The following is a 19464-nucleotide window of genomic DNA, read 5'->3' as shown; positions in this document are numbered from 1 at the left end:
CCTCGGATTCTCGGGGCTACACTGGGAGTCATGGTGAAACGCATCTTCTCGGGCATGCAGCCCTCCAGTGACTCTCTACATCTCGGTAATTATGTGGGAGCCCTGCGCAATTGGGTGAGCCTGCAGAACGACTACGACACCATCTACTGCGTCGTCGATCAGCACGCGATCACCGTCGACCAGGACCCTGAGCAGCTGCGCCGCAACACTCGGGGCACGGCGGCTCAGTACATCGCCGCAGGCATCGACCCTGAGCGCTCGACGCTCTTCGTGCAGTCTCACGTGCCCGCGCACGCCCAGCTCAGCTGGGTGCTCGCGTGCATCACCGGCTTCGGCGAGGCCAGCCGAATGACCCAGTTCAAAGACAAGTCGGCGAAACAGGGCTCCGACCACACGTCGGTCGGTCTGTTCACCTACCCGGTGCTGATGGCGGCTGACATCCTGCTCTATAACGCGGATCTGGTGCCGGTCGGCATCGATCAGAAGCAGCACCTCGAGCTCACGCGCACCCTCGGGCAGCGCTTCAACTCGCGCTTCGGCGACACGTTCACGCTGCCTGAGGGGTACATCCCCGACGAGACGGCGAAGGTCTTCGACCTGCAGAACCCCACGGCGAAGATGTCGAAGTCGGCGGCCAGCGACGCCGGGCTGATCCGCCTGCTCGACGATCCGAAGAAGACGGCCAAGAAGATCCGCTCGGCGGTGACCGACGACGGCCGTGAGATTCGCTTCGACCGCGAGCACAAGCCCGGTGTCTCGAACCTGCTCGCGATCAACTCCGTCTTCACCGGCTCGTCGATTCCCGAGCTCGAAGAGCAGTACGCAGGACGCGGCTACGGCGATCTCAAAAAGGATCTGGCCGACATCGTCGTCGAGGCGCTGTCGCCGATCCGCACTCGTGCGCTCGAACTGCTCGACGACCCGGCCGAGCTCGATCGCCTCCTCGCCATCGGCGCCGAGCGCGCAGGCGAGATCGCCTCGAAGACCCTTGCCGAGGTCTACGACCGCATCGGGTTCGTGGCCGCCAGCTGAGATGCACGCCTGGTGTCACTTGGCCGTTCGGCCTCCTGATGCACCCGACGATTTCGGCGCGCAAGCGCCCGCAGCAGACCGAAGAGCGTGGGCAGTCCGCGCTTCTGACGTGACGCACACGACCGCAGGCCAAACGGAATGGACTGCACATCGTCGTCGTTGCAAATGAGGATGACCATGCCTGAACCGCTGCCCGCCGAACGCGCGGCAATGCGCCGTGCGCTCGAGCTCGCGCAGCGCGGCCCACTGGCCGGCGGCAACCCGCGTGTGGGCTGTGTGCTGCTGGCGGCCGACGGCGCCACGCTCGCCGAGGGCTGGCACCATGGCGCAGGCACGCCGCACGCCGAGGTCGATGCGCTGGCGCAAGTGGCCGCACAGCAGGCCTGCGGCGCGACGGCCGTCGTCTCTCTCGAACCCTGCAACCACATCGGACGCACCGGCCCCTGCGCCCAGGCGCTCATCGATGCGGGCGTCGGACGCGTGGTCTATGCCGTGGACGACCCCGGTGACGCCTCAGCGCACGGCGCCGAGCGTCTGGCCGCTCATGGCATCGAGGTGGTCTCAGGCGTGCTGCACGACGAAGCAGAGCAGGTCAATCACGACTGGTTCGTCGCGATGCGCCGTCGCCGTCCCTGGGTCATCGTGAAACTCGCCATGTCGCTCGACGGCCGGGCCGCCGCAGCCGACGGCACGTCACAGTGGATCACCTCGCCCGAGTCTCGGGACCATGCGCACGCGGTGCGCGGCGAGGTCGACGGCATCATCGTCGGCGCCGGTACGCTGGCCGCCGACGATCCGACCCTCACGGCGCGCTTCGCCGACGGCTCGCTGCGCCCGCACCAGCCGGTTCCCGTCGTGCTGGGCACCGAGCCGGGCTCGGACCTCGGCGCAAAGCTGCGGGTCGCCCATGAACGTGTGGTGGATGTTCCGCTCGACCTGCGATTCCTGCGCGAGCAGCCGGGTGCGCGCGTGCGTTCTGAGCTGATCGAGATGTTGGGCAGACTGTTCGACGGCGACGACGCCATGCGCCGCGTGATCGTCGAAGGCGGGCCCACCACAGCATCCCTGTTTCTGCGTGCCAGGCTGGTCGACGAGCTGCACGTCTACAGCGCCCCCGTGCTGATCGGCGGGCCAAAGCTCGCCGTGCAGCAGATCGATGTGCGGAGGATCGGCGACGCGCTGCGTCTCACCGATGTCATCACGACGCAGCTGGGTTGCGACATACTGTGGCGTGCGAGAATAGAAGGCGATGGTTCACTTGGTTAGCAGTTCAGATCGCATCGAGTTCGTAGTCGAAACCCGCATTCCCACTGACTACGGAATCTTTCGTGTGCGCGGATATCGTGACCTCGTGACCGGGGCAGATCACCTCGCCGTCATCTCTGAGCGCCCGCTCGACGGCGAGCCGCTGGTTCGCGTGCACTCCGAGTGCCTCACCGGCGAGGTGCTGGGTTCGCAGAAGTGCGAGTGCGGCCCGCAGCTGCACGCGGCGCTGCGCATGATCGACGCCCGAGGCGGCGTGGTGATCTACCTGCGCGGACACGAGGGCCGCGGCATCGGTCTGCTCGAAAAGCTGCGCGCCTACCGGCTGCAAGAGCAGGGTCTCGACACCGTCGACGCGAACCGCGCACTCGGCCACGCCGACGACGAACGAGAGTACGGCGCGGCAGTGGCGATCCTCGGTGACTTGGGCATCGACCACGTGCGGCTGCTGACGAACAACCCGCTCAAACGCACCGATCTCGAGCAGCATGGCATCACGGTCACCGCCCAGGTGCCTCTGGTGGTCGGTGAGACCGAGTTCAATCAGGGGTATCTCGAAACGAAGCGCGACCGCATGGGTCACATCCTGCCGGCTGATCTCTGAGCACCGCCTGGCATCCTCGCACTGTGATCTTCTTGTCAATCTCGTAACCAGGACGTAATATAGTGCAGCGCGCCACAAGCGCTGCACACGCGTATGCGATCATCATCGTTTCCGCGTTCATCTCGCGCCCCAACATGGGTGTTCACATCAGCGTCCATGGCCTGACCACGCACCGGTAGGCCGCACGACGCGACCACTCATTCTCATTGGGAGTCTTCTTCACGATGTCTACAGAAACAGCGACGGCCACCGTCGACGCCAGTCAGCAGAACAAGCCGGCGAATCCGCCCTCACGCGTGGTGCTCGCCAGCCTCATCGGCACCACGATCGAGTTCTACGACTTCTATGTCTACGCGACCGCAGCGGTGCTGGTCTTCCCAGCCCTCTTCTTTCCCGCGGGCAACGACACCGTCGCCCTGCTCGCCTCGTTCGCGGTCTTCGGCGCGGCCATGATCGCACGCCCCATCGGGGCGCTCGTCTTCGGCCACCTCGGAGACAAAGTCGGTCGCAAGACCACGCTGATCTGGAGCCTGCTCACCATGGGCATCGCGACGTTCCTGATCGGCCTGCTGCCCACGTATCACGACATCGGCATCACCGCCGCCGTGCTGCTGCTCATCCTGCGTCTGGCACAGGGGTTCGCGCTGGGAGGCGAGTGGTCGGGTGCGGCGCTGGTCGCCACCGAGAACGCCCCCAAGGGCAAGCGCGCCTGGTTCGGCACCTTCCCGCAGGTCGGCGCGCCGATCGGCTTCATCATCGCCAATGGCCTGTTCCTCACGATCAACGCCCTGCTTCCGCATGAGAGCGGCGACACCTCGCTGCAGTCCGCCGCGTTCCAGGCCTGGGGCTGGCGCATTCCCTTCCTGTTCAGCGCACTGATGGTGCTCGTCGGCCTGTGGGTGCGCATGCACTTGGTCGAGTCTGACAGCTTCGCCAAGGCGAAGAAGCAGGGCAAGGTCAAGAAGCTGCCGCTGGGCGAAGTGCTGCGCAATAACTGGTGGCAGCTGATCTTGGGCACCTTCGCGATGCTCGCCACATATGTGCTCTTCTACCTGATGACTGCGTTCACACTGTCGTACGGCACCAAACCCGCCAGTGCAGAGGCAGCGGCGAAAGCGGCAGAGAAGGCCGGCAAGCCGTTCGACCCGTCGAGCTTCTACCCGGGGCTGGGCTTCTCGTACAACAACTTCGTCATGATGATGATCATCGGCGTGATCTTCTTCGGCGTCTTCACGCTGCTGTCGGGTCCGATCGCCGACCGCGTCGGCCGCCGCAAACTGCTGATCTGGGTGACCGGCGGGATCGTGATCTTCGGTCTGCTGTTCCAGCTGTTCCTGCTGCCCAGCGCCGACCCGAAGTTCACCGGAGCGCTCGCACAGGGCTTCCTGATCATCGGCTTCACCCTGATGGGCATCACGTTCGGCCCGATGGGTGCGTTCCTGCCCGAGCTGTACCCCACCGAGACCCGCTACACGGGCTCGGCGATCGCCTACAACATCAGCTCGATCCTCGGTGCCGCTGTGGCTCCGATCATCGCCGTGTGGCTGTGGGCCGAGGGCAACGGCAACCCGGTGTGGGTCGGTGTCTATCTGTCGGTGAGCGCGGTGCTGACGTTCGTCGCACTGCTCTTCAGCCCCGAGACGAAGGATCTCGACCTCGACGAGATCTGATCTCGGCATTCAGACCGCGTGGCAGATCGAAGGATGCGCCACACGCCCAGGGGCCTCGGACGCTGCGTCCGAGGCCCCTGCTCTGTCTGGAGCCGGAGCATGGGAGTGCAGGGCATCGATCTCACCGCAGCGTCACGAGAAGAGTCATGCCCGGTCAGCGGGTGGCTATAGCATGGAGCAGTCGAAGGAGCAGCATGTCCGCCAACGCCTCATCGCATCCGCAGCACTCTGACCCCGCCAGCTCGGTTCAGCAGGGTGCGGCGTCCCCCGCAGCGCAGCATCCGCAGCAGACTCTCGGGCACGTGACGCACCCGTCGTCCGACCATGCCGCCCGAACGGAGCAGCCGAGACGTCGGGGGCCGTTCGGCCGCGCACGATCCGATGAGCCTCGGGCCCGATTCTCACAGCTCTGGCCGTATCTCGTCGAGCGCAAAGGCATTCTGATCACCGCCGCGGTGCTCTCCGTCGTCGGAGCCCTACTCACGCTGTGCCAGCCCCTGCTGCTCAATGTGCTCATCACCCGGGTGCAGAACGGCGAGGTGCTCGGTTCTCTCGTCTGGCTCGTCGTGGCACTCTTGATCGTGGCCGGCGTCATCACTGGTGTGCAGTACTACGTGCTGAGTCGCACGGGCGAAGGCGTCGTGCTCTCGAGCCGGCAGCGGCTGGTGCACAAGATTCTGCGGCTGCCGATCAGCGAGATCGATCAGCGTCGCACCGGAGACCTCGTGAGCCGGGTCAGTTCGGACACCACCCTGCTGCGGGCCGTGCTCACCCAAGGGCTGGTCGATGCGGTCGGCGGCGTCTTCATTCTCGTCGGTGCGATCGTCGGCATGCTCGTACTCGATCCGCTGCTCTTCGCGCTCACCGCACTGGTGCTCGTCGTGGCGATCGTCGCCGTCTCTGTCGTCGCACGCCAGGTGCAGTCGGCGACGCGCGAGGCGCAGAAGAGCGTGGGCGCCCTCACCGCAGCTGTCGAACGGTCGGTTCGTGCGGTGCGCACCATCCGCGCGAACGGAGCGACCGCACGAGAGACCGCAGGCATCCTCACTGACGCGCACCAGGCCTACGATCGCGGTCTGCGCATCGCGCGTCTGTCGGCGCTGGTCGGGCCCACGGTGCAGGTGGCCCTCCAGGCCGCAGTGCTCGTTGTGCTGGGCGTCGGCGGTCTGCGAGTGGCAGCAGGGGTGATCACCATCGCGCAGCTGGTCAGCTTCGTGATCTTCCTGTTCATGATGGTCATGCCCCTGGCGAGTGCCGCAGGCGCCTTCACTTCGGTGCAGAGCGCGCTGGGTGCGCTGGCCCGCATTCAAGAGGTGCTCGATCTGCCCGACGAAGATGCCCACGATCGCGTGCGCCCAGGCTCACATGAGCAGTTGTCTGACGGGGCCCAGCCCGCTGACACGCCAGCGACTGCTGCCCAGACGTCCTCGGTCTCAGAAGCGGTGCCTACTGGCGCGGCAATCGCGCTCGACCAGGTGACGTTCCGTTACCCATCGAGTGCCGAAGACGTGCTGCAGAGCCTCTCGTTCTCGGTGGCCCCGGGCACCAAGACCGCACTGGTCGGCCCTTCAGGAGCCGGTAAGTCGACTGTGCTCGGTCTGCTCGAGCGCTTCTACGATGTGCAGAGCGGATCGGTGCAGGTCGACGGTGTCGATGTGCGCAGCTGGGATCGCGATCTGCTGCGCGCCCAGTTCGGCTACGTCGAGCAGGACTCCCCCGTGCTGGCAGGCTCTCTCGGAGACAACCTGCGGCTGGCAGCGCCCGATGCCACAGACGATGAGTGTCTGACCGTGCTGCGCGAGGTGAATCTCGAGCATCTCGTCTCCCGCGACGGTGCCGGGCTCGACGCCTCTGTCGGAGAAGGCGGTTCGCTGCTCTCGGGGGGCGAGCGTCAGCGCCTGGCACTGGCGCGCGTGCTGCTGGCCGGGCCGCCGATTCTGCTGCTCGACGAGCTCACGTCGAGTCTCGACGGCCTGAACGAAGAGCTGCTCAAACAGGCCATCGCGCACGTGGCCGCAGAGCGCACTCTCGTCGTGATCGCACACCGTCTGTCGACCGTGATCGACTCCGACCAGATCGTGGTCATGCAGAACGGCAAGGCCGTCGCCACAGGCACTCACGAACAGCTGCTCGCTCTGAGCCCCCTGTATCGAGAGCTCGCAGAGCAGCAGCTGTTGGCCTGAGTCGTTCGGCCTCGTCTGCTCTTGGCAGACGGCCCAGGCTCCTGTTGCGGTCACGCAAGACAGAACGACCGCAGGGTCTCTGTGTCAGAGAGGCCTGCGGTCGTTCACTGCCTGCCGAGCCGGACTCGGCCATCGGCTACTTCGCGAGACGCTGTTCGGCCAGTCGAACCACATTGACCAGCAGCTCGGCACGGGTCATCGGCCCGACCCCGCCTGGGTTCGGCGTCAGCCAGCCGGCGACCTCGGCGACGTCCGGGTGCACGTCGCCGACGGGGCGCCCTTTGCCGGTCTCGGGGTCGACCACACGGCTGACGCCCACGTCGATGACCGCGGCACCCGGCTTCACCCAGTCGGGCTGCACGAAGTGCTGCCTGCCCAGTGCCGCCACCACGACGTCTGCCTGACGCACTTCGTCGGCCAGGTTCGGCGTGTGCGAATGCAGCGTCGTCACGGTCGCATCGACGCCGCGACGCCCGAGGAGCAGCCCCAAGGGGCGCCCCACCGTCACGCCACGGCCGATGATGGCCACCTTGCGGCCCTCAAGCGGCACCTCATAGCGGCGCAGCAGTTCGAGGATGCCTGCAGGGGTGCACGGCAGCGGCGTCGAGATCTCGCCTCCGACGTTGAGCACCAAGCGCCCGAGGTTGGTCGGGTGCAGCCCGTCGGCGTCTTTCTCCGGGTCGATCAGCTCCAGCGCGGCCAGCTCGTCGAGCCCTTTCGGCAGCGGCAGCTGCACGATGTAGCCGGTGACCTCGTCCGAGCTGTTCAGCCGCTCGATCGCTGCGTGCACCTCGGCAGCGGTCGCGGTGGCCGGCAGGTCTTCTCTGACGGATGCGATGCCCACTTCGGCGCAGTCACGGTGTTTGCCCGCCACGTAGATCTGCGAGCCGGCGTCTTCTCCCACCAGCAGCGTGCCGAGGCCGGGTGTCACGCCGTGCTGGCGAAGGGCGTCGACTCGCTCGGCGAGCTCGGCCTTGATGGCTTTCGCTGTCGCTTTGCCGTCGATCTTGATCGCGGTCATGCGATCACCACTGCTCGAGGCCGGGGTACAGCGGGAAGTCGTCGGCGAGCTTGGCGACGCGGGCCTTCAGCGCCTCGACGTCGGGCGTCGGCTTGAGCGCCTCGGCGATGACGTCGGCGACCTCGGTGAACTCGGAGGCGCCGAACCCGCGGGTGGCGAGTGCCGGCGTGCCGATGCGCAGACCGCTGGTGACGCGCGGCGGGCGCGGATCGAACGGCACGGCGTTGCGGTTGACCGTGATGCCGACCTCGTGCAGGATGTCTTCGGCCTGCTGGCCGTCGAGCTGCGAGGTGCGCAGGTCGGCGAGCACCAAGTGCACGTCGGTTCCGCCGGTCAGCACGTCGATGCCGTTCGCCTTGGCGTCGGGTGCGGTCAGGCGCTCGGCGATGATCTGGGCACCCTCGAGTGTGCGCTCCTGACGCGCTTTGAACTCATCGGTCGCTGCGATCTTGAACGCGACCGCTTTGGCGGCGACCACGTGCATGAGCGGCCCGCCCTGCTGACCGGGGAACACGGCCGAGTCGATCTTCTTGGCGAACTCCTGCTTCGAGAAGATCGTGCCCGAGCGCGGCCCGCCGAGGGTTTTGTGCACGGTCGTCGACGTGACGTCGGCGATCGGCACCGGGTTCGGATGCAGTCCTGCGGCGACGAGACCGGCGAAGTGCGCCATGTCGACCCAAAGACGTGCGCCCACCTCGTCGGCGATCTCGCGGAACGCCTGGAAGTCGACGATGCGCGGGTAGGCCGACCATCCAGCGATGATCACGCTGGGCTTCTCAGCGAGCGCGATCTCACGGACTTTGTCCATGTCGATGCGGAAGGTCTCAGGATCGACGCCATATGCGCGGGCGTTGTAGAACTTGCCCGAGAAGTTGATCTTCATGCCGTGGCTGAGGTGCCCGCCATGAGCCAGCTCGAGACCGAGAATCGTGTCGCCGGGCTTGGCGAGCGCGTGCAGCACTGCGGCGTTGGCCTGTGCGCCCGAGTGCGGCTGCACGTTGACATGGTCGCCGCCGAACACGGCGAGCGCACGCTGCTGAGCGAGCGTCTCAGCCACATCGACGAACTCGCAGCCGCCGTAATAGCGGCGTCCGGGGTAGCCCTCGGCGTACTTGTTCGTCAGCACCGACCCCTGCGCCTCGAGAACGGCACGTGGCACGAAGTTCTCTGAGGCGATCATCTCGAGGGTGTTGCGCTGACGATTGAGCTCGTTGTCGAGCACCTGAGCGATCTCAGGGTCGAGCTGCTCGATCGGGGTGTTGAGCGTGGGGTTTGTTCCAGTCACGCGGATCTCCTTGTCATGGTTGCAAACTGCGGTTGCGTGTCAAGCAGACTGTCGAGGCCCAGGCGTGCGGCCCAATCCGTGTGTCGCTCCCCGATGGTGTCCATCTCATTTCGAAGTCTGCCACTGGATGCTCATCAGACAGATCACCCGTCTGATTCGCATTCGGCAGTCAGACTGCAAAAACGCCAGTCGCGACAGCGTCCATTCTATACAGGGATCCAGACCCCGCAGCTGTCGACTACGATTGGTCTCTGTCGTCAAGCATCGAGCGGAGATCTTTCATCGTGACCCAGCACACAGACAGCACCCCGAACAACGACTGGATCATCACCATCACGTGTGACGATCAGCCGGGACTGGTCCACGCCATCACGGGCGGCATCGTCGACGCTCACGGCAACATCGAAGAATCGCAGCAGTTCCACAGCACCGACACGGGTCGCTTCTTCATGCGGCTGCGCATCAGCACGCCGGCGAGCGAACGCCAGCTGCGCGCCGCGCTGACTCCGGTCGTGGAGCAGTATCACCTGGATCTGACGCTGCGCGAGTCGGACCGCCCGACCAAGACGCTCGTGCTCGTGTCGAAGGCCGCGCACTGCCTGCAGGATCTGCTCTTTCGGCAGAACTCGGGCCAGACCAACATCGAGATTCCCCGCGTGTTCGGCAACCACCCCGATCTGGCCGATCTCGCCGGGTTCTACGGGGTGCCGTTCACCTCGCTGCCGATCAAGAGCGCCGAAGACAAGCATGCGTTCGAACAGCGCATCATGAAGTACGTCGAAGAGAACGACATCGAGCTGGTCGTTCTCGCCCGCTACATGCAGATTCTCTCGCCAGAGCTCTGCGACTTTCTCTCAGGCCGTGCGATCAACATCCATCATTCGTTCCTGCCCGGGTTCAAGGGTGCGAATCCGTATCTGCAGGCCCACCAGCGCGGCGTGAAGCTGATCGGCGCCACCGCGCACTTCGTGACCGCTGACCTCGACGAGGGCCCGATCATCGAGCAGAACGTGGTGCGCGTCGATCATTCGAAATCGCCCGCGCAGCTGCGGGCGATCGGCCAGGACGTCGAGAGCCGCACGCTGCGGCAGGCGGTGACCTGGTTCGCCGAGCGGCGCATCCTGCGCGACGGCCAGCGCACCATCATCTTCCAGTGATGAGGGGCACCGACGCCATGACCTCGCGGGTCAGCCGCGCTCGTTGAGACGCACGTAGTTGCTGAAGATCGTTCGAGCGACCACCAGCACGGCGGCTGCGGTGAGCAGGCTGCCGATGATGCTCGCCAGCAGCAGGTAGACGCCGAAGAGCATGCCGCCGGTCGTGTTCGCTCCGGTGAACGAGGCGGCGATCGACGAGGTCGTCTTGAACAGCTGAATCGAGTAGATAATGCCGAGCACGATGGTGTTCGCCGCGGCTGCCAACGCCGAGATCAGCACGATGAGGTAGCCCCCGCGTGCTTTGCGGCCGGCCGCCGAGTTGCCGAAGTCGAGATTGAACATATCGCCCATCGCCGATCCGCCCGAACGCTGCTGCGGCATCTGCTGCCCATAGCCAGGCTGCTGTGGAGGCTGCGGACCGCCGAACTGTGGCTGCGCGGGCTGGCCGCCGAACTGGGGCTGCGCGCCGAAGCCGGCAGGAGGAGCCGGCGGCGCGGGAGGGGTGCTGCCCGGGTGGTTCGAACCTGGCGGCGGCGGAGGCAGAGTGGACATGACTGGGATCCTTTCATCGGCACAATCGAGGGATCACAAGACGACTCCCCCGGTCGGAATGCTAGCAGGTCGCATGGTCTACGCTGGTGACCGTGCCGGCTGCGCTCGCCGGCCGCTCCCGGCAGCTGAAGGAGGCGACGTCACCTGTGTCCGACCGCTCGCACGCGCAGTCTGCAGCCGACGACCAGCCGTGGTCAGGTCATGAGCCCGGTTCACCCGCCTACCGCCGCATCCTGCTCGGTCTCTTCTGCGCCGGCGTTGCGACCTTCGCCCAGCTCTATTCGTTTCAGGCGATCCTGCCCGAGGTGAGTCATGCCCTCGGCACAGACGAGGCGAGCACTGCCCTGACCGTCTCTGCGGTCACCCTGGGCATCGCGATCAGCGTCATTCCATGGTCGTCGTTCGCCGACCACATCGGCCGTGTGCCGGCCATGGTCTGCTCGATCAGCGCCGCCTCCGTGCTCGCCCTGAGCGCGATCGCCTTCGACTCGATCGGCCCGATCGTCGTGTTCCGGCTGCTTGAGGGCTGTGCGCTGGGTGGCGTGCCTGCCATCGCGATCGCCTACCTGAACGAAGAAGTCTCGCGCCGAGCCGCCGCAAAGGCCAGCGCGATCTACGTCGCCGGCACGTCGATCGGCGGGCTCTCGGGCCGCATCATCTCGGGGCCGGTCACCGAGCTCACCGGCAGCTGGAAGCTCGGCGTGCTCGCCGTCGTCTTGGTGTGCGTCACCGCCGCGATCGTGTTCGTGTCGGTCATTCCCCGCTCCCGCGGCTTCGTTCCGCTGCGGCGACGCCCGACGAACCTGCTGCCCGACGCACGGGTCTTCGTCCAGGTGAGACGCCACCTGCGCAACCCGCGAACGCTTGTACTCTTTCTCAACGGCTTTCTGCTGATGGGTTCGTTCGTCGCCGTGTACAACTACCTGGGGTTCCGCCTCACCCAGCCTCCCTACGACCTGCCTCAGACCATCGTCAGCCTGCTCTTTCTCGCCTACTTGGTCGGCACGCTCTCGTCGTCGATGGCCGGCTCGTTCGTCGGCCGCTGGGGGCGGCACCATGTGCTCGCCGCGTCGACCGCGATGATGCTCGCCGGGGCCCTGATCACTCTGTTCTCGAGCATCTGGGCGATTCTCGCCGGACTGCTCCTGTTCACCGCCGGGTTCTTCGCCGCTCACGCGATCGCATCGGGCTGGGTGGGCGCGATCGCGCTGCAGGGGCGTGCGCAGGCGGGCTCGCTCTACAACCTCTTCTATTACGCCGGGTCGAGTCTGCTCGGCTGGTTCGCAGGCCTGGCCCTGCGATGGATGTGGTGGCCGGGAGTCGCACTGGTCGCGGCGGCTGCGCTGGGCATCGCGCTGATCGTCTCGTACCGCGTGCTCGGGCGCGATGCGACCCGGAACGACGGCCCAAGTGCTACTGCAGTGACTCCTGCCAGCGACGATTGAGATCAGCGTAGGCACCGCCCGCTGCGATCAGACGGCCAGGGGCGTCGTCTTCGACGATGGCGCCGTGGTCGAGCACGATCACCCGGTCGGCGTCTCGAACGGTCGACAGCCGGTGCGCGATGATCACCGCCGTGCGGTCGGCGAGCAGGCGGCGCAGCCCCAGCTGTATCTCGCGCTCGCCCGGGATGTCGAGCGAGCTGGTCGCTTCGTCGAGCACCAGCACGCGCGGGTCGGCGATCAGGGCGCGAGCGAACGAGACCAGCTGCTGCTGCCCCGCTGACAGTCGAATGCCGCGATGGCTGATCGGGGTGTCGTACCCCTCAGGCAGCGCACGGATGAAGGCATCGGCGCCCACGGCATCCGCCGCCGCCGCGATCTGCTCGCGGCTGGCACCGGGCCGCCCCAGCGCGATGTTCGAGGCGATCGTGCCGCTGAACAGAAAGGCCTCCTGTGTCACCATCACCACATCACGACGCAGCTGGGCATCAGGGATCTCGCGCAGGTCGAGCCCGTCGAGGCGCACCATGCCCGCACTGGGATCGTAGAACCGGGCGAGCAGCTTGACGATGGTCGATTTTCCGGCGCCAGTCGCGCCGACGAGGGCGACGGTCTGCCCTGCGGGGATGTGCAGGTCGAGCCCGGAGAGCACCGGTTCGGTCGCACCGCGCTTCGACCCGAGCCCCGTATACGCGAACGTCACGTCGTCGAAGTCGATGCGCCCCTGCGCCCGGTCTTCGGCGATCTGGCCGGCGGCGGGGCGCACAGCCGGCTGCTCTTCGAGCACTCCCGAGACTTTCTCGAGAGCGGCGGCGGCCGACTGGAAGGTGTTCGCGAACATGCCGATCTCCTCCATCGGCTGGAAGAACTGGGTGAGGTAGAGCAGCGACCCGATCAGCACCCCGACGCCGATCGTGCCGTCCATCACACGCAGCCCGTTGACCGCCACCAGCGCGGCGATCGCGACGTTCGAGATCAGGGCGAGCAGTGTGAAGAAGATGCCCATGGTGGTGATCTGGCGACGGCTCGCCTCGGCGTACTGTGCGCTCAGTCTGCTGTAGCGTGCCGCATCACGCCGCTCTGTGCGGAACGACAGCACCGCTCGGATGCCGTGCAGCACCTCGACGAAGCGCACGATGAGTCGGGCCGAGCGCTCGCTCGACTCGCGATACAGCTTGGTCGAGACTCCCTGGAACCAGCGGGTGAGCAGCGCCGCCGGGATCAGCGCGACGACCGCGACCAGACCGCTGATCGGGTCGAGCAGGAAGAGCGCCACCGCGATGAAGAGCATGCGCATCACTGCGGTGACGAGGTCGTTGAGCCCTGAGTCGAGCGCAGTGCGGATGCTGTCGATGTCGTTCGTCTGTCGGCTGATCACGCGGCCAGAGGTGTAGCCCTCGTGAAAGCTCACGCCGAGCCGCTGTGTGTGCACGAAGAGGCGGCGTCGCAGACTGAGCAGCACTCCTTGCGTGAGCGACGAAGTCTGCACGACGAAGATGCGCATCAGTCCGGCTTCGCACACCGCCGCGGCCAGGTAGGCGCAGATCACCAGAGTCAGCTCGTCGAGGCTGCCGTCGATGGCGGCGGGCAGGGCGTGATCGAGCGCAGTGGCGATCAGCAGCGGTCCGAGCGAGCCTGCGGCCTGTGCCACGACGACGCACAGCGACAGCAGGATGGCTCGGCCGCGCACGGGTCGCACGAGTTCTGCGAGCAGACGCAGCGATCGCCGGCGCAGGCGACGCGACTGCTGCGCATCCACCGCCGTACGGTGCTCAAGTGAGACGCCGAGCGGCGCATTCTGGTCGTCGGCTGCGCTCATGAGGTCACCTCCAACGACATCAGCTGACGGTAGTACGGGTCGCTGCGCAGCAGTTCGTCGTGTCTTCCTGTGGCGACGATGCGCCCGTCGCGCAGCACGGCGACGCGGTCGGCCAGCGCGACGGTCGACGGGCGGTGGGCCACGATCAGCGCGGTGACGCCCTGCAGCACACGGCGCAGGCTGGCCTCCACCAATGCTTCAGTGTTGACGTCGAGCGCCGAGAGCGGGTCGTCGAGCACGAGGATGCGCGGTTCGGCTGCGATGGCACGCGCCAGTGCCAGCCGCTGACGCTGACCGCCGCTGAGGCTCTGCCCCTCTTCGCCGATGACGGTGTCGACGCCGTCGGGCAGGTCATAGACGAATCCCGCCTGAGCGATCGCCAGCGCCTCGTCGAGCTGATCGGCATCGGCATCCGGGCACCCCACGAGCACGTTCTCGCGAACCGTGCCCGAGAAGAGCTGCGGGGCTTCGAAGGCCATGCCGAGCTGCCCACGCAGCCGCTGTCGGGTCATGTCGCGCACGTCGACCCCGCCGACGCGCACGGCACCGCCCGTGACGTCCATGAACCGGGGCACCAGCTCGACCATGACCGTCTTGCCCGATCCGGTGGCACCGACCAGAGCCACTGTCTCACCCGGGGCGATCCGAAGATCGACACCGGCAAGCACCTCGCGGTCGCCGTAGCCGACATGCACGTCGTCGAAGAGGAGCTCGCCGATGCGACTCGGGTCGGGGTCGTCCTCGATGGGATCGACCGGGTCGGTGACGTCTGGTGCCGTGTCGAGCACTTCGAAGACCCGCGCGGTGGCTGCAGTGGCGTCCATGACGTCGGCGAAGGCGAAGCCCAACGACCGCACCGGCCAGAGCAGAAAGGCCGCGGTGCCGAAGAACGCCACGACGTCGCCCAGTGAGAGAGCGCCGTCACGCACCAGCCAGACGCCGGCGGCGAGACAGACCGCGAAGGCGAGCTGCGGCAGCAGCGACAGCCACATGCGGATGCCCGACAACGACCGTGCCTTGTCGATCTCGGTGTCGCGCTGCCGACGTGCGGCGTCCATGAACTGGTCGGCGAACTCGCCGCTGCGCCCGAATGCCGTGATGACGCGAATGCCCTGCACGCTCTCTTCGACTTCGGTGGCGAGCGCACCGGCCTGGTCGAGGCCGCGTCGGGTCAGCACCCGATAGCGCAGCTGGAAGCGCAGCGAGAGCCAGGCTGTCGGTATGGCGAACAATGCGAAGATGCCGCCGAGCGGCGGGCTGAGCGCGATGAGGATCACGATGCCGACGACGGCCGTCGTGACGTTGACGACGAGCAGGATCGAACCGAACGACAGCCAGCGTCTGATGCGGCTGAGATCGGTGCTCGCCCGAGAGAGCAGCTGTCCTGACTCCCAGTGATCGTGAAACGATACCGACAGATCGAGCAGATGATCGAAGAGCGATGTGCGCAGCCGGTGCTCGACACCGACCATCGGGCCCATCAGCAGCATGCGTCTGGAGTACCACATGGCGGCCTGCAGCACGCCGAGCGCGAGCACTATGCCGGCAGCCACCCAGACGCCGCGGGAGCTGCCCGAGTCTCGCCCGGCGCTGATCGGCCCGTCGACGAGCGCGCGGATCACCTGTGGGATGGCCAGACCGAGTCCGGTGGCGGCGAAGCCGACGCACAGCCCGGCCACGTAGCGCCAGATCACCGGTTTCAGCGCGGGCAGCAGCCTCAGCAGCGTCGACATGCTGGCCCCCTGCGGCGTCGAACGCACCATGTCGTGCGGCAGGCTGCCGGTTCGGGCAGCGCCATCAGACATGGACGAGCCCTGCCGGGACGCTGATGCACTCCGCTGGGACGCCGACGAGCCCCGCCCAGACGAAGCCCGGGTGGGCTTGTGTGCTGGGCGGGGCTCGGTCACAGGAGTGCAGTCAGATGACGACGATGATCAGTGGAAGAAGTGACGCTCACCGGTGAAATAGAGCGGAACACCCGCCTGCTTCGCCGCAGCGATGACCTCGTCGTCGCGAATCGAGCCGCCGGGCTCGACGACGGCGCGCACACCGGCTGCGAGCAGCACTTCGAGACCGTCGGCGAACGGGAAGAAGGCGTCTGACGCGGCAACCGAGCCTTTGGCCCGATCACCGGCACGGTTCACCGCGAGGTGTGCCGAGTCGACTCGGTTGACCTGGCCCATGCCGACGCCGACCGACGCACCGTCGTGAGCGAGCAGGATGGCGTTCGACTTGACCGATCGCACGGCGGCCCAGGCGAACTCGAGATCGCGACGGGTGGCCTCGTCGACCTCGTCGCCGGTGACCAGCTGCCACTTCGAGCTGTCGACATGCCCCGGAAAGTTGTCTGCGTCGCTGACCAGCAGGCCGCCAGAGATCTGCTTGAAGATCGTCTCGTCGCGCGAGAAGTCGTCGGGCAGACGCAACAGGCGAATGTTCTTCTTGGTCTCGAGCAGTTCAAGCGCCGCCGGCTCGAAGTCCGGAGCGACCACGACCTCGGTGAAGATGCCCTTCACCGTCTCGGCCATGGCCAGAGTGATGGTGCGGTTGGCCGCGATCACGCCGCCGTAGGCCGAGAGCGGGTCGCAGGCGTGCGCCTTCTGGTGCGCCTCTTCGATGGTCTCGCCGACCGCGATGCCGCAGGGGTTCGCGTGCTTGATGATCGCGACGGCCGGAGCCTCGAAGTCGAATGCAGCGCGCAGCGCGGCATCGGCGTCGACGTAGTTGTTGTAGCTCATCTCTTTGCCGTGCAGCTGCTCGGCCTGAGCGATGCCGTGTCCCAGGGGCTCGCGGTAGAGCGCAGCCTGCTGATGCGGGTTCTCGCCGTAGCGCAGCACGTGGCCGAGCTCGCCGGCCACGCCGACGCTCTCAGGCCAGAAGCGACCCTCAGCCTCGGGATGGCTGACCAGGTTGCTCTGGAACCAGTCGGCAACGGCACGATCGTACTCTGCGGTATGGGCGAAGGCCTTCGCGGCCAGATTGCGACGCTGCGCCAGCGAGGTGCCGCCCTGCAGCGACGCAATGATCGCCGAGTAGTCGGCCGGGTCGACGACAATCGCCACATTGGCGTGGTTCTTGGCCGCAGCGCGCACGAGCGTGGGCCCGCCGATGTCGATCTGCTCGACCACGTCGTCGCCCTGTGCGCCCGAGGCGACGGTCTGCACGAACGGGTACAGGTTCACCACGACGAGGTCGAACGGCTCGATGCCGAGCTCGTCGAGCTGCTTCTCGTGGTCGCTCAGGCGCAGGTCGGCGAGGATGCCCGCGTGCACCTTGGGATGCAGGGTCTTGACGCGACCGTCGAGCGACTCGGGAAACCCGGTCAGCTCGCTGACTTCGGTGACCTTGGCACCGGTGGCGGCGACCGCTTTGGCGGTCGATCCGGTCGAGATCACTTCGACGCCTGCCTCGGCCAGCGCACGACCGAGTCGGTCGAGATCGGTCTTGTCCGACACCGAGATCAGCGCGCGCTTGATCGGCACGACATCGCGTTCGCGGTATTCGCCTGCGCTGTGTCCAGCACTCATCAGATTGTCTCCTTCAATCGTGGGTTCGAAGTTGTGAGGTCGGTGGCTGCGTCGCCACGGCGACCGCATCACAGTCGATGTCGCCGTGTGCGATGCGGGTGAGCGTCTGCGCGAGCAGCTGCCGTTCGGCGACCTTGATGCGGTCGTGCAGAGTCGTCTCGTCGTCGCCGGCGACGATCGCCACGCTCTGCTGGGCCAGCACCGGCCCGGTGTCGACCCCGCTGTCGACGAGGTGCACGGTCGCGCCGGTCTCGTCGACCCCGGCGGCGAGCGCATCACGCACGGCGTGAGCGCCGGGAAAGCTCGGCAGCAGCGCGGGATGCGTGTTCACGATGCGGTGCGCCCAGTGGTCGACGAGGTCGGCGGGCAGAATGCGCATCAGGCCGGAGAGCACGATCAGATCGGGCCGGAAGTCGTCTGCTGCAGCCGCAAGGGCGCGCCCCCATGAGCCACGATCGGGATGGTTTCGATAGTCGACCCGAAATGTCGGGATGCCGGCGTCGTCGGCATAGTCGAGCCCGGCGGCAGCTCGGTCGGCTCCGACGGCCACGATCTCGAAGCCGCTGTCAGGCTGGGACTGCGCCGCGATGAGCGCACGAAGGTTGGTTCCCGCTCCCGAGATGAGCACGACGAGTCTGAGCACCTGTCCAGCCTACCGGTTCGCAGTCTCGTCGAGCGCCGGTCGCCTGAGCAGCAGAACTGTGGCTGCGATGAGCGCACCGAGCGCCACGAAGCCGGCCGGGATGATCATGCGCCAGATCGGCACGCCGACCTCCTGCAGCCGTCCCGGGCCGAGAGCGCCTGACGCCAGCGCGGCCAGCACCGTCAGCACCAGCCAGGTCGCGACGGCCTGACCGACTGCGCTGGCCGCGACGACAAGCCAGCCATGCCATCCGCCGACCAGCTCTGCGGCCAGAGGTCGCAGCGCGAACCAGGCCCCGACGAACCCTGCCAGAACCGGCAGCAGCAACAGCACGATCTGCCAAGAGCCGCCAGTGGGAATCGCGCCGAGCACCGGAATGGCCGGCATCGGGGCGACCAGGGTGCCGAGCGGAGAGGCCAGCGAGCCCGTGCCCACAGCGATGCCCGCACCGCCGACCCAGCCGATCGCCCAGATCACGAGGTTCGGCAGGTAGAGCAGCTGGGTGAGACTCATGATGATCACTCCGGTCCATCCGCCGTGCAGCGACTCGTAGACGGCGACGATGCTCATCCAGTTGCCCAGCACCGAGACGGTCAGACCGATCGTCGCGGCGCCGACGAGCGCGACCATCGTGACAGCTGCGCCGCGCAGAGCCGCCCAGACGAACGGCCCGGCGACGACCTCGTCGACGTGCGTCCATGCGCGCAGCCGACTCAGCAGCACGCGCACGCCTGCGCCCGGCCGTGAGTCAGGCGCATGCACCAGAGTGGCCGCAACGAACACGATGAGGTTGAGCAGCCAGGGCAGCAGCAGGGCAGGCAGCAGAGAGACGCGCGCCGACGCGTTCGAGGCCGTGGTCGCCAACAGCCCGACGGCGACGGCCAGAACGAGCGCGTAGCCGATCCACACGGTGGGCAGCGGCCCTGCCTGAGCGGTGCGGCTTCCGCTGCGCCAGCTCGACCACACGGCAGCGATGAGCACGCCCAGCGGCATCAGCGTGAACGAATACGAGCCGATGGTGCCGGGTGCGGCGAGCGCGCCTGCGGTCACCTCGCTGGGCACGCCGAAGCCGAGCAGCCACACGCGCACAGCCAGCGACCAGGCACCGCCCCAGGAGGTGCGCAGACCGTCGTCGAAGATCCACATGGCGGTGGTGACGACCAGCAGCGGCAGGAACGTGACCAGCAGCAGGGTGAGCGGCTCGACGCTCACCGGGGCGATCTCGCGAAGTCGACGTCTCAGCACCAGAACAGGTTACCCGTCTCG

At 66.9% G+C, this 19464-nt stretch carries 14 protein-coding genes and 1 pseudogene; 7 read left to right on the top strand and 8 right to left on the bottom strand.

Translation table 11 applies throughout. The features are described from left to right. Positions 1-30 precede the first annotated feature (30 nt). The 5 genes and pseudogenes from trpS to F8O08_RS05140 all read left to right on the top strand — a co-directional run bounded on the left by trpS (position 31) and on the right by F8O08_RS05140 (position 6752). Positions 31-1032, top strand: coding sequence for a tryptophan--tRNA ligase (gene trpS, locus F8O08_RS05160; protein ID WP_158037379.1), 1002 nt, complete (start codon positions 31-33; stop codon positions 1030-1032). A 177-nt stretch (positions 1033-1209) separates the two neighbouring features. After that, on the top strand, positions 1210-2298 hold the full coding sequence (ribD, locus tag F8O08_RS05155) for a bifunctional diaminohydroxyphosphoribosylaminopyrimidine deaminase/5-amino-6-(5-phosphoribosylamino)uracil reductase RibD (RefSeq protein WP_158042753.1): 1089 nt from the start codon (positions 1210-1212) through the stop codon (positions 2296-2298). Positions 2299-2308: 10 nt separating this feature from the next. Continuing rightward, positions 2309-2899, top strand: a pseudogene (gene ribA, locus F8O08_RS05150) (GTP cyclohydrolase II); the annotation flags it as partial. Between the two features lie 224 nt (positions 2900-3123). Continuing rightward, positions 3124-4569, top strand: coding sequence for an MFS transporter (locus F8O08_RS05145; protein WP_158037376.1), 1446 nt, complete (start codon positions 3124-3126; stop codon positions 4567-4569). Between the two features lie 194 nt (positions 4570-4763). After that, a complete protein-coding gene (locus F8O08_RS05140; protein ID WP_158042752.1) occupies positions 4764-6752 on the top strand; it encodes an ABC transporter ATP-binding protein in 1989 nt (662 codons plus the stop codon). 136 nt (positions 6753-6888) lie between these two features. Here F8O08_RS05140 and F8O08_RS05135 read toward each other — a convergent pair whose 3' ends face one another. Then, on the bottom strand, positions 6889-7773 hold the full coding sequence (locus F8O08_RS05135) for a bifunctional methylenetetrahydrofolate dehydrogenase/methenyltetrahydrofolate cyclohydrolase (RefSeq protein WP_158032014.1): 885 nt from the start codon (positions 7771-7773) through the stop codon (positions 6889-6891). Positions 7774-7777: 4 nt separating this feature from the next. After that, positions 7778-9058 (bottom strand): serine hydroxymethyltransferase, encoded by a 1281-nt coding sequence (gene glyA / locus F8O08_RS05130; RefSeq protein WP_158037374.1) that lies wholly within the window; start codon positions 9056-9058, stop codon positions 7778-7780. 284 nt (positions 9059-9342) lie between these two features. On the opposite strand from glyA, the gene purU reads away from it, so the two are divergent. Next, a complete protein-coding gene (gene purU / locus F8O08_RS05125) occupies positions 9343-10215 on the top strand; it encodes a formyltetrahydrofolate deformylase (RefSeq protein ID WP_158037373.1) in 873 nt (290 codons plus the stop codon). Between the two features lie 30 nt (positions 10216-10245). Here the strand turns inward: purU and F8O08_RS05120 are convergent, their stop codons facing one another. Next, positions 10246-10767 (bottom strand): hypothetical protein, encoded by a 522-nt coding sequence (locus F8O08_RS05120; protein WP_158037372.1) that lies wholly within the window; start codon positions 10765-10767, stop codon positions 10246-10248. Between the two features lie 146 nt (positions 10768-10913). On the opposite strand from F8O08_RS05120, the gene F8O08_RS05115 reads away from it, so the two are divergent. Continuing rightward, on the top strand, positions 10914-12212 hold the full coding sequence (locus F8O08_RS05115) for an MFS transporter (RefSeq protein WP_158037371.1): 1299 nt from the start codon (positions 10914-10916) through the stop codon (positions 12210-12212). On the opposite strand, the gene F8O08_RS05110 is transcribed toward F8O08_RS05115, so the two are convergent. The 5 genes from F8O08_RS05110 to F8O08_RS05090 form a co-directional block, all read right to left on the bottom strand. Further along, positions 12181-14028, bottom strand: coding sequence for an ABC transporter ATP-binding protein (locus tag F8O08_RS05110; RefSeq protein WP_158042751.1), 1848 nt, complete (start codon positions 14026-14028; stop codon positions 12181-12183). The genes F8O08_RS05115 and F8O08_RS05110 overlap by 32 nt on opposite strands. Continuing rightward, the gene (locus F8O08_RS05105; protein ID WP_225733348.1) at positions 14025-15833 is read right to left on the bottom strand and encodes an ABC transporter ATP-binding protein; all 1809 of its coding nucleotides are present in this window, start codon (positions 15831-15833) and stop codon (positions 14025-14027) included. The genes F8O08_RS05110 and F8O08_RS05105 overlap by 4 nt, the downstream gene beginning before the upstream one ends. A gap of 129 nt (positions 15834-15962) precedes the next feature. After that, on the bottom strand, positions 15963-17555 hold the full coding sequence (purH, locus tag F8O08_RS05100; RefSeq protein WP_158042750.1) for a bifunctional phosphoribosylaminoimidazolecarboxamide formyltransferase/IMP cyclohydrolase: 1593 nt from the start codon (positions 17553-17555) through the stop codon (positions 15963-15965). 13 nt (positions 17556-17568) lie between these two features. Beyond that, positions 17569-18198 (bottom strand): phosphoribosylglycinamide formyltransferase, encoded by a 630-nt coding sequence (purN, locus tag F8O08_RS05095; RefSeq protein ID WP_158042749.1) that lies wholly within the window; start codon positions 18196-18198, stop codon positions 17569-17571. Positions 18199-18207: 9 nt separating this feature from the next. Then, complete coding sequence (locus tag F8O08_RS05090) at positions 18208-19443, bottom strand: DUF6350 family protein (protein ID WP_158042748.1); 1236 nt, start codon at positions 19441-19443, stop codon at positions 18208-18210. Between the last annotated feature and the right edge of the window lie 21 nt (positions 19444-19464).

Source organism: Pseudoclavibacter sp. CFCC 13611 (genome assembly GCF_008831225.1).
In the GTDB taxonomy this organism is placed as follows: Bacteria; Actinomycetota; Actinomycetes; order Actinomycetales; family Microbacteriaceae; genus Pseudoclavibacter_A.
The sequence above is the reverse complement of the archived record's forward strand: the minus strand, read 5'-3'. Positions and strand labels throughout refer to the sequence as shown.

Excerpts from the sequence above, each read along its gene's own strand:
- purH (WP_158042750.1), bottom strand. The coding sequence starts at position 17,555 with ATGAGTGCTGGACACAGCGCAGGCGAATACCGCGAACGCGATGTCGTG.
- F8O08_RS05135 (WP_158032014.1), bottom strand. The coding sequence starts at position 7,773 with ATGACCGCGATCAAGATCGACGGCAAAGCGACAGCGAAAGCCATCAAG.
- F8O08_RS05140 (WP_158042752.1), top strand. The coding sequence starts at position 4,764 with ATGTCCGCCAACGCCTCATCGCATCCGCAGCACTCTGACCCCGCCAGC.
- F8O08_RS05105 (WP_225733348.1), bottom strand. The coding sequence starts at position 15,833 with ATGTCTGATGGCGCTGCCCGAACCGGCAGCCTGCCGCACGACATGGTG.
- F8O08_RS05110 (WP_158042751.1), bottom strand. The coding sequence starts at position 14,028 with ATGAGCGCAGCCGACGACCAGAATGCGCCGCTCGGCGTCTCACTTGAG.
- F8O08_RS05120 (WP_158037372.1), bottom strand. The coding sequence starts at position 10,767 with ATGTCCACTCTGCCTCCGCCGCCGCCAGGTTCGAACCACCCGGGCAGC.
- trpS (WP_158037379.1), top strand. The coding sequence starts at position 31 with ATGGTGAAACGCATCTTCTCGGGCATGCAGCCCTCCAGTGACTCTCTA.
- F8O08_RS05145 (WP_158037376.1), top strand. The coding sequence starts at position 3,124 with ATGTCTACAGAAACAGCGACGGCCACCGTCGACGCCAGTCAGCAGAAC.
- ribD (WP_158042753.1), top strand. The coding sequence starts at position 1,210 with ATGCCTGAACCGCTGCCCGCCGAACGCGCGGCAATGCGCCGTGCGCTC.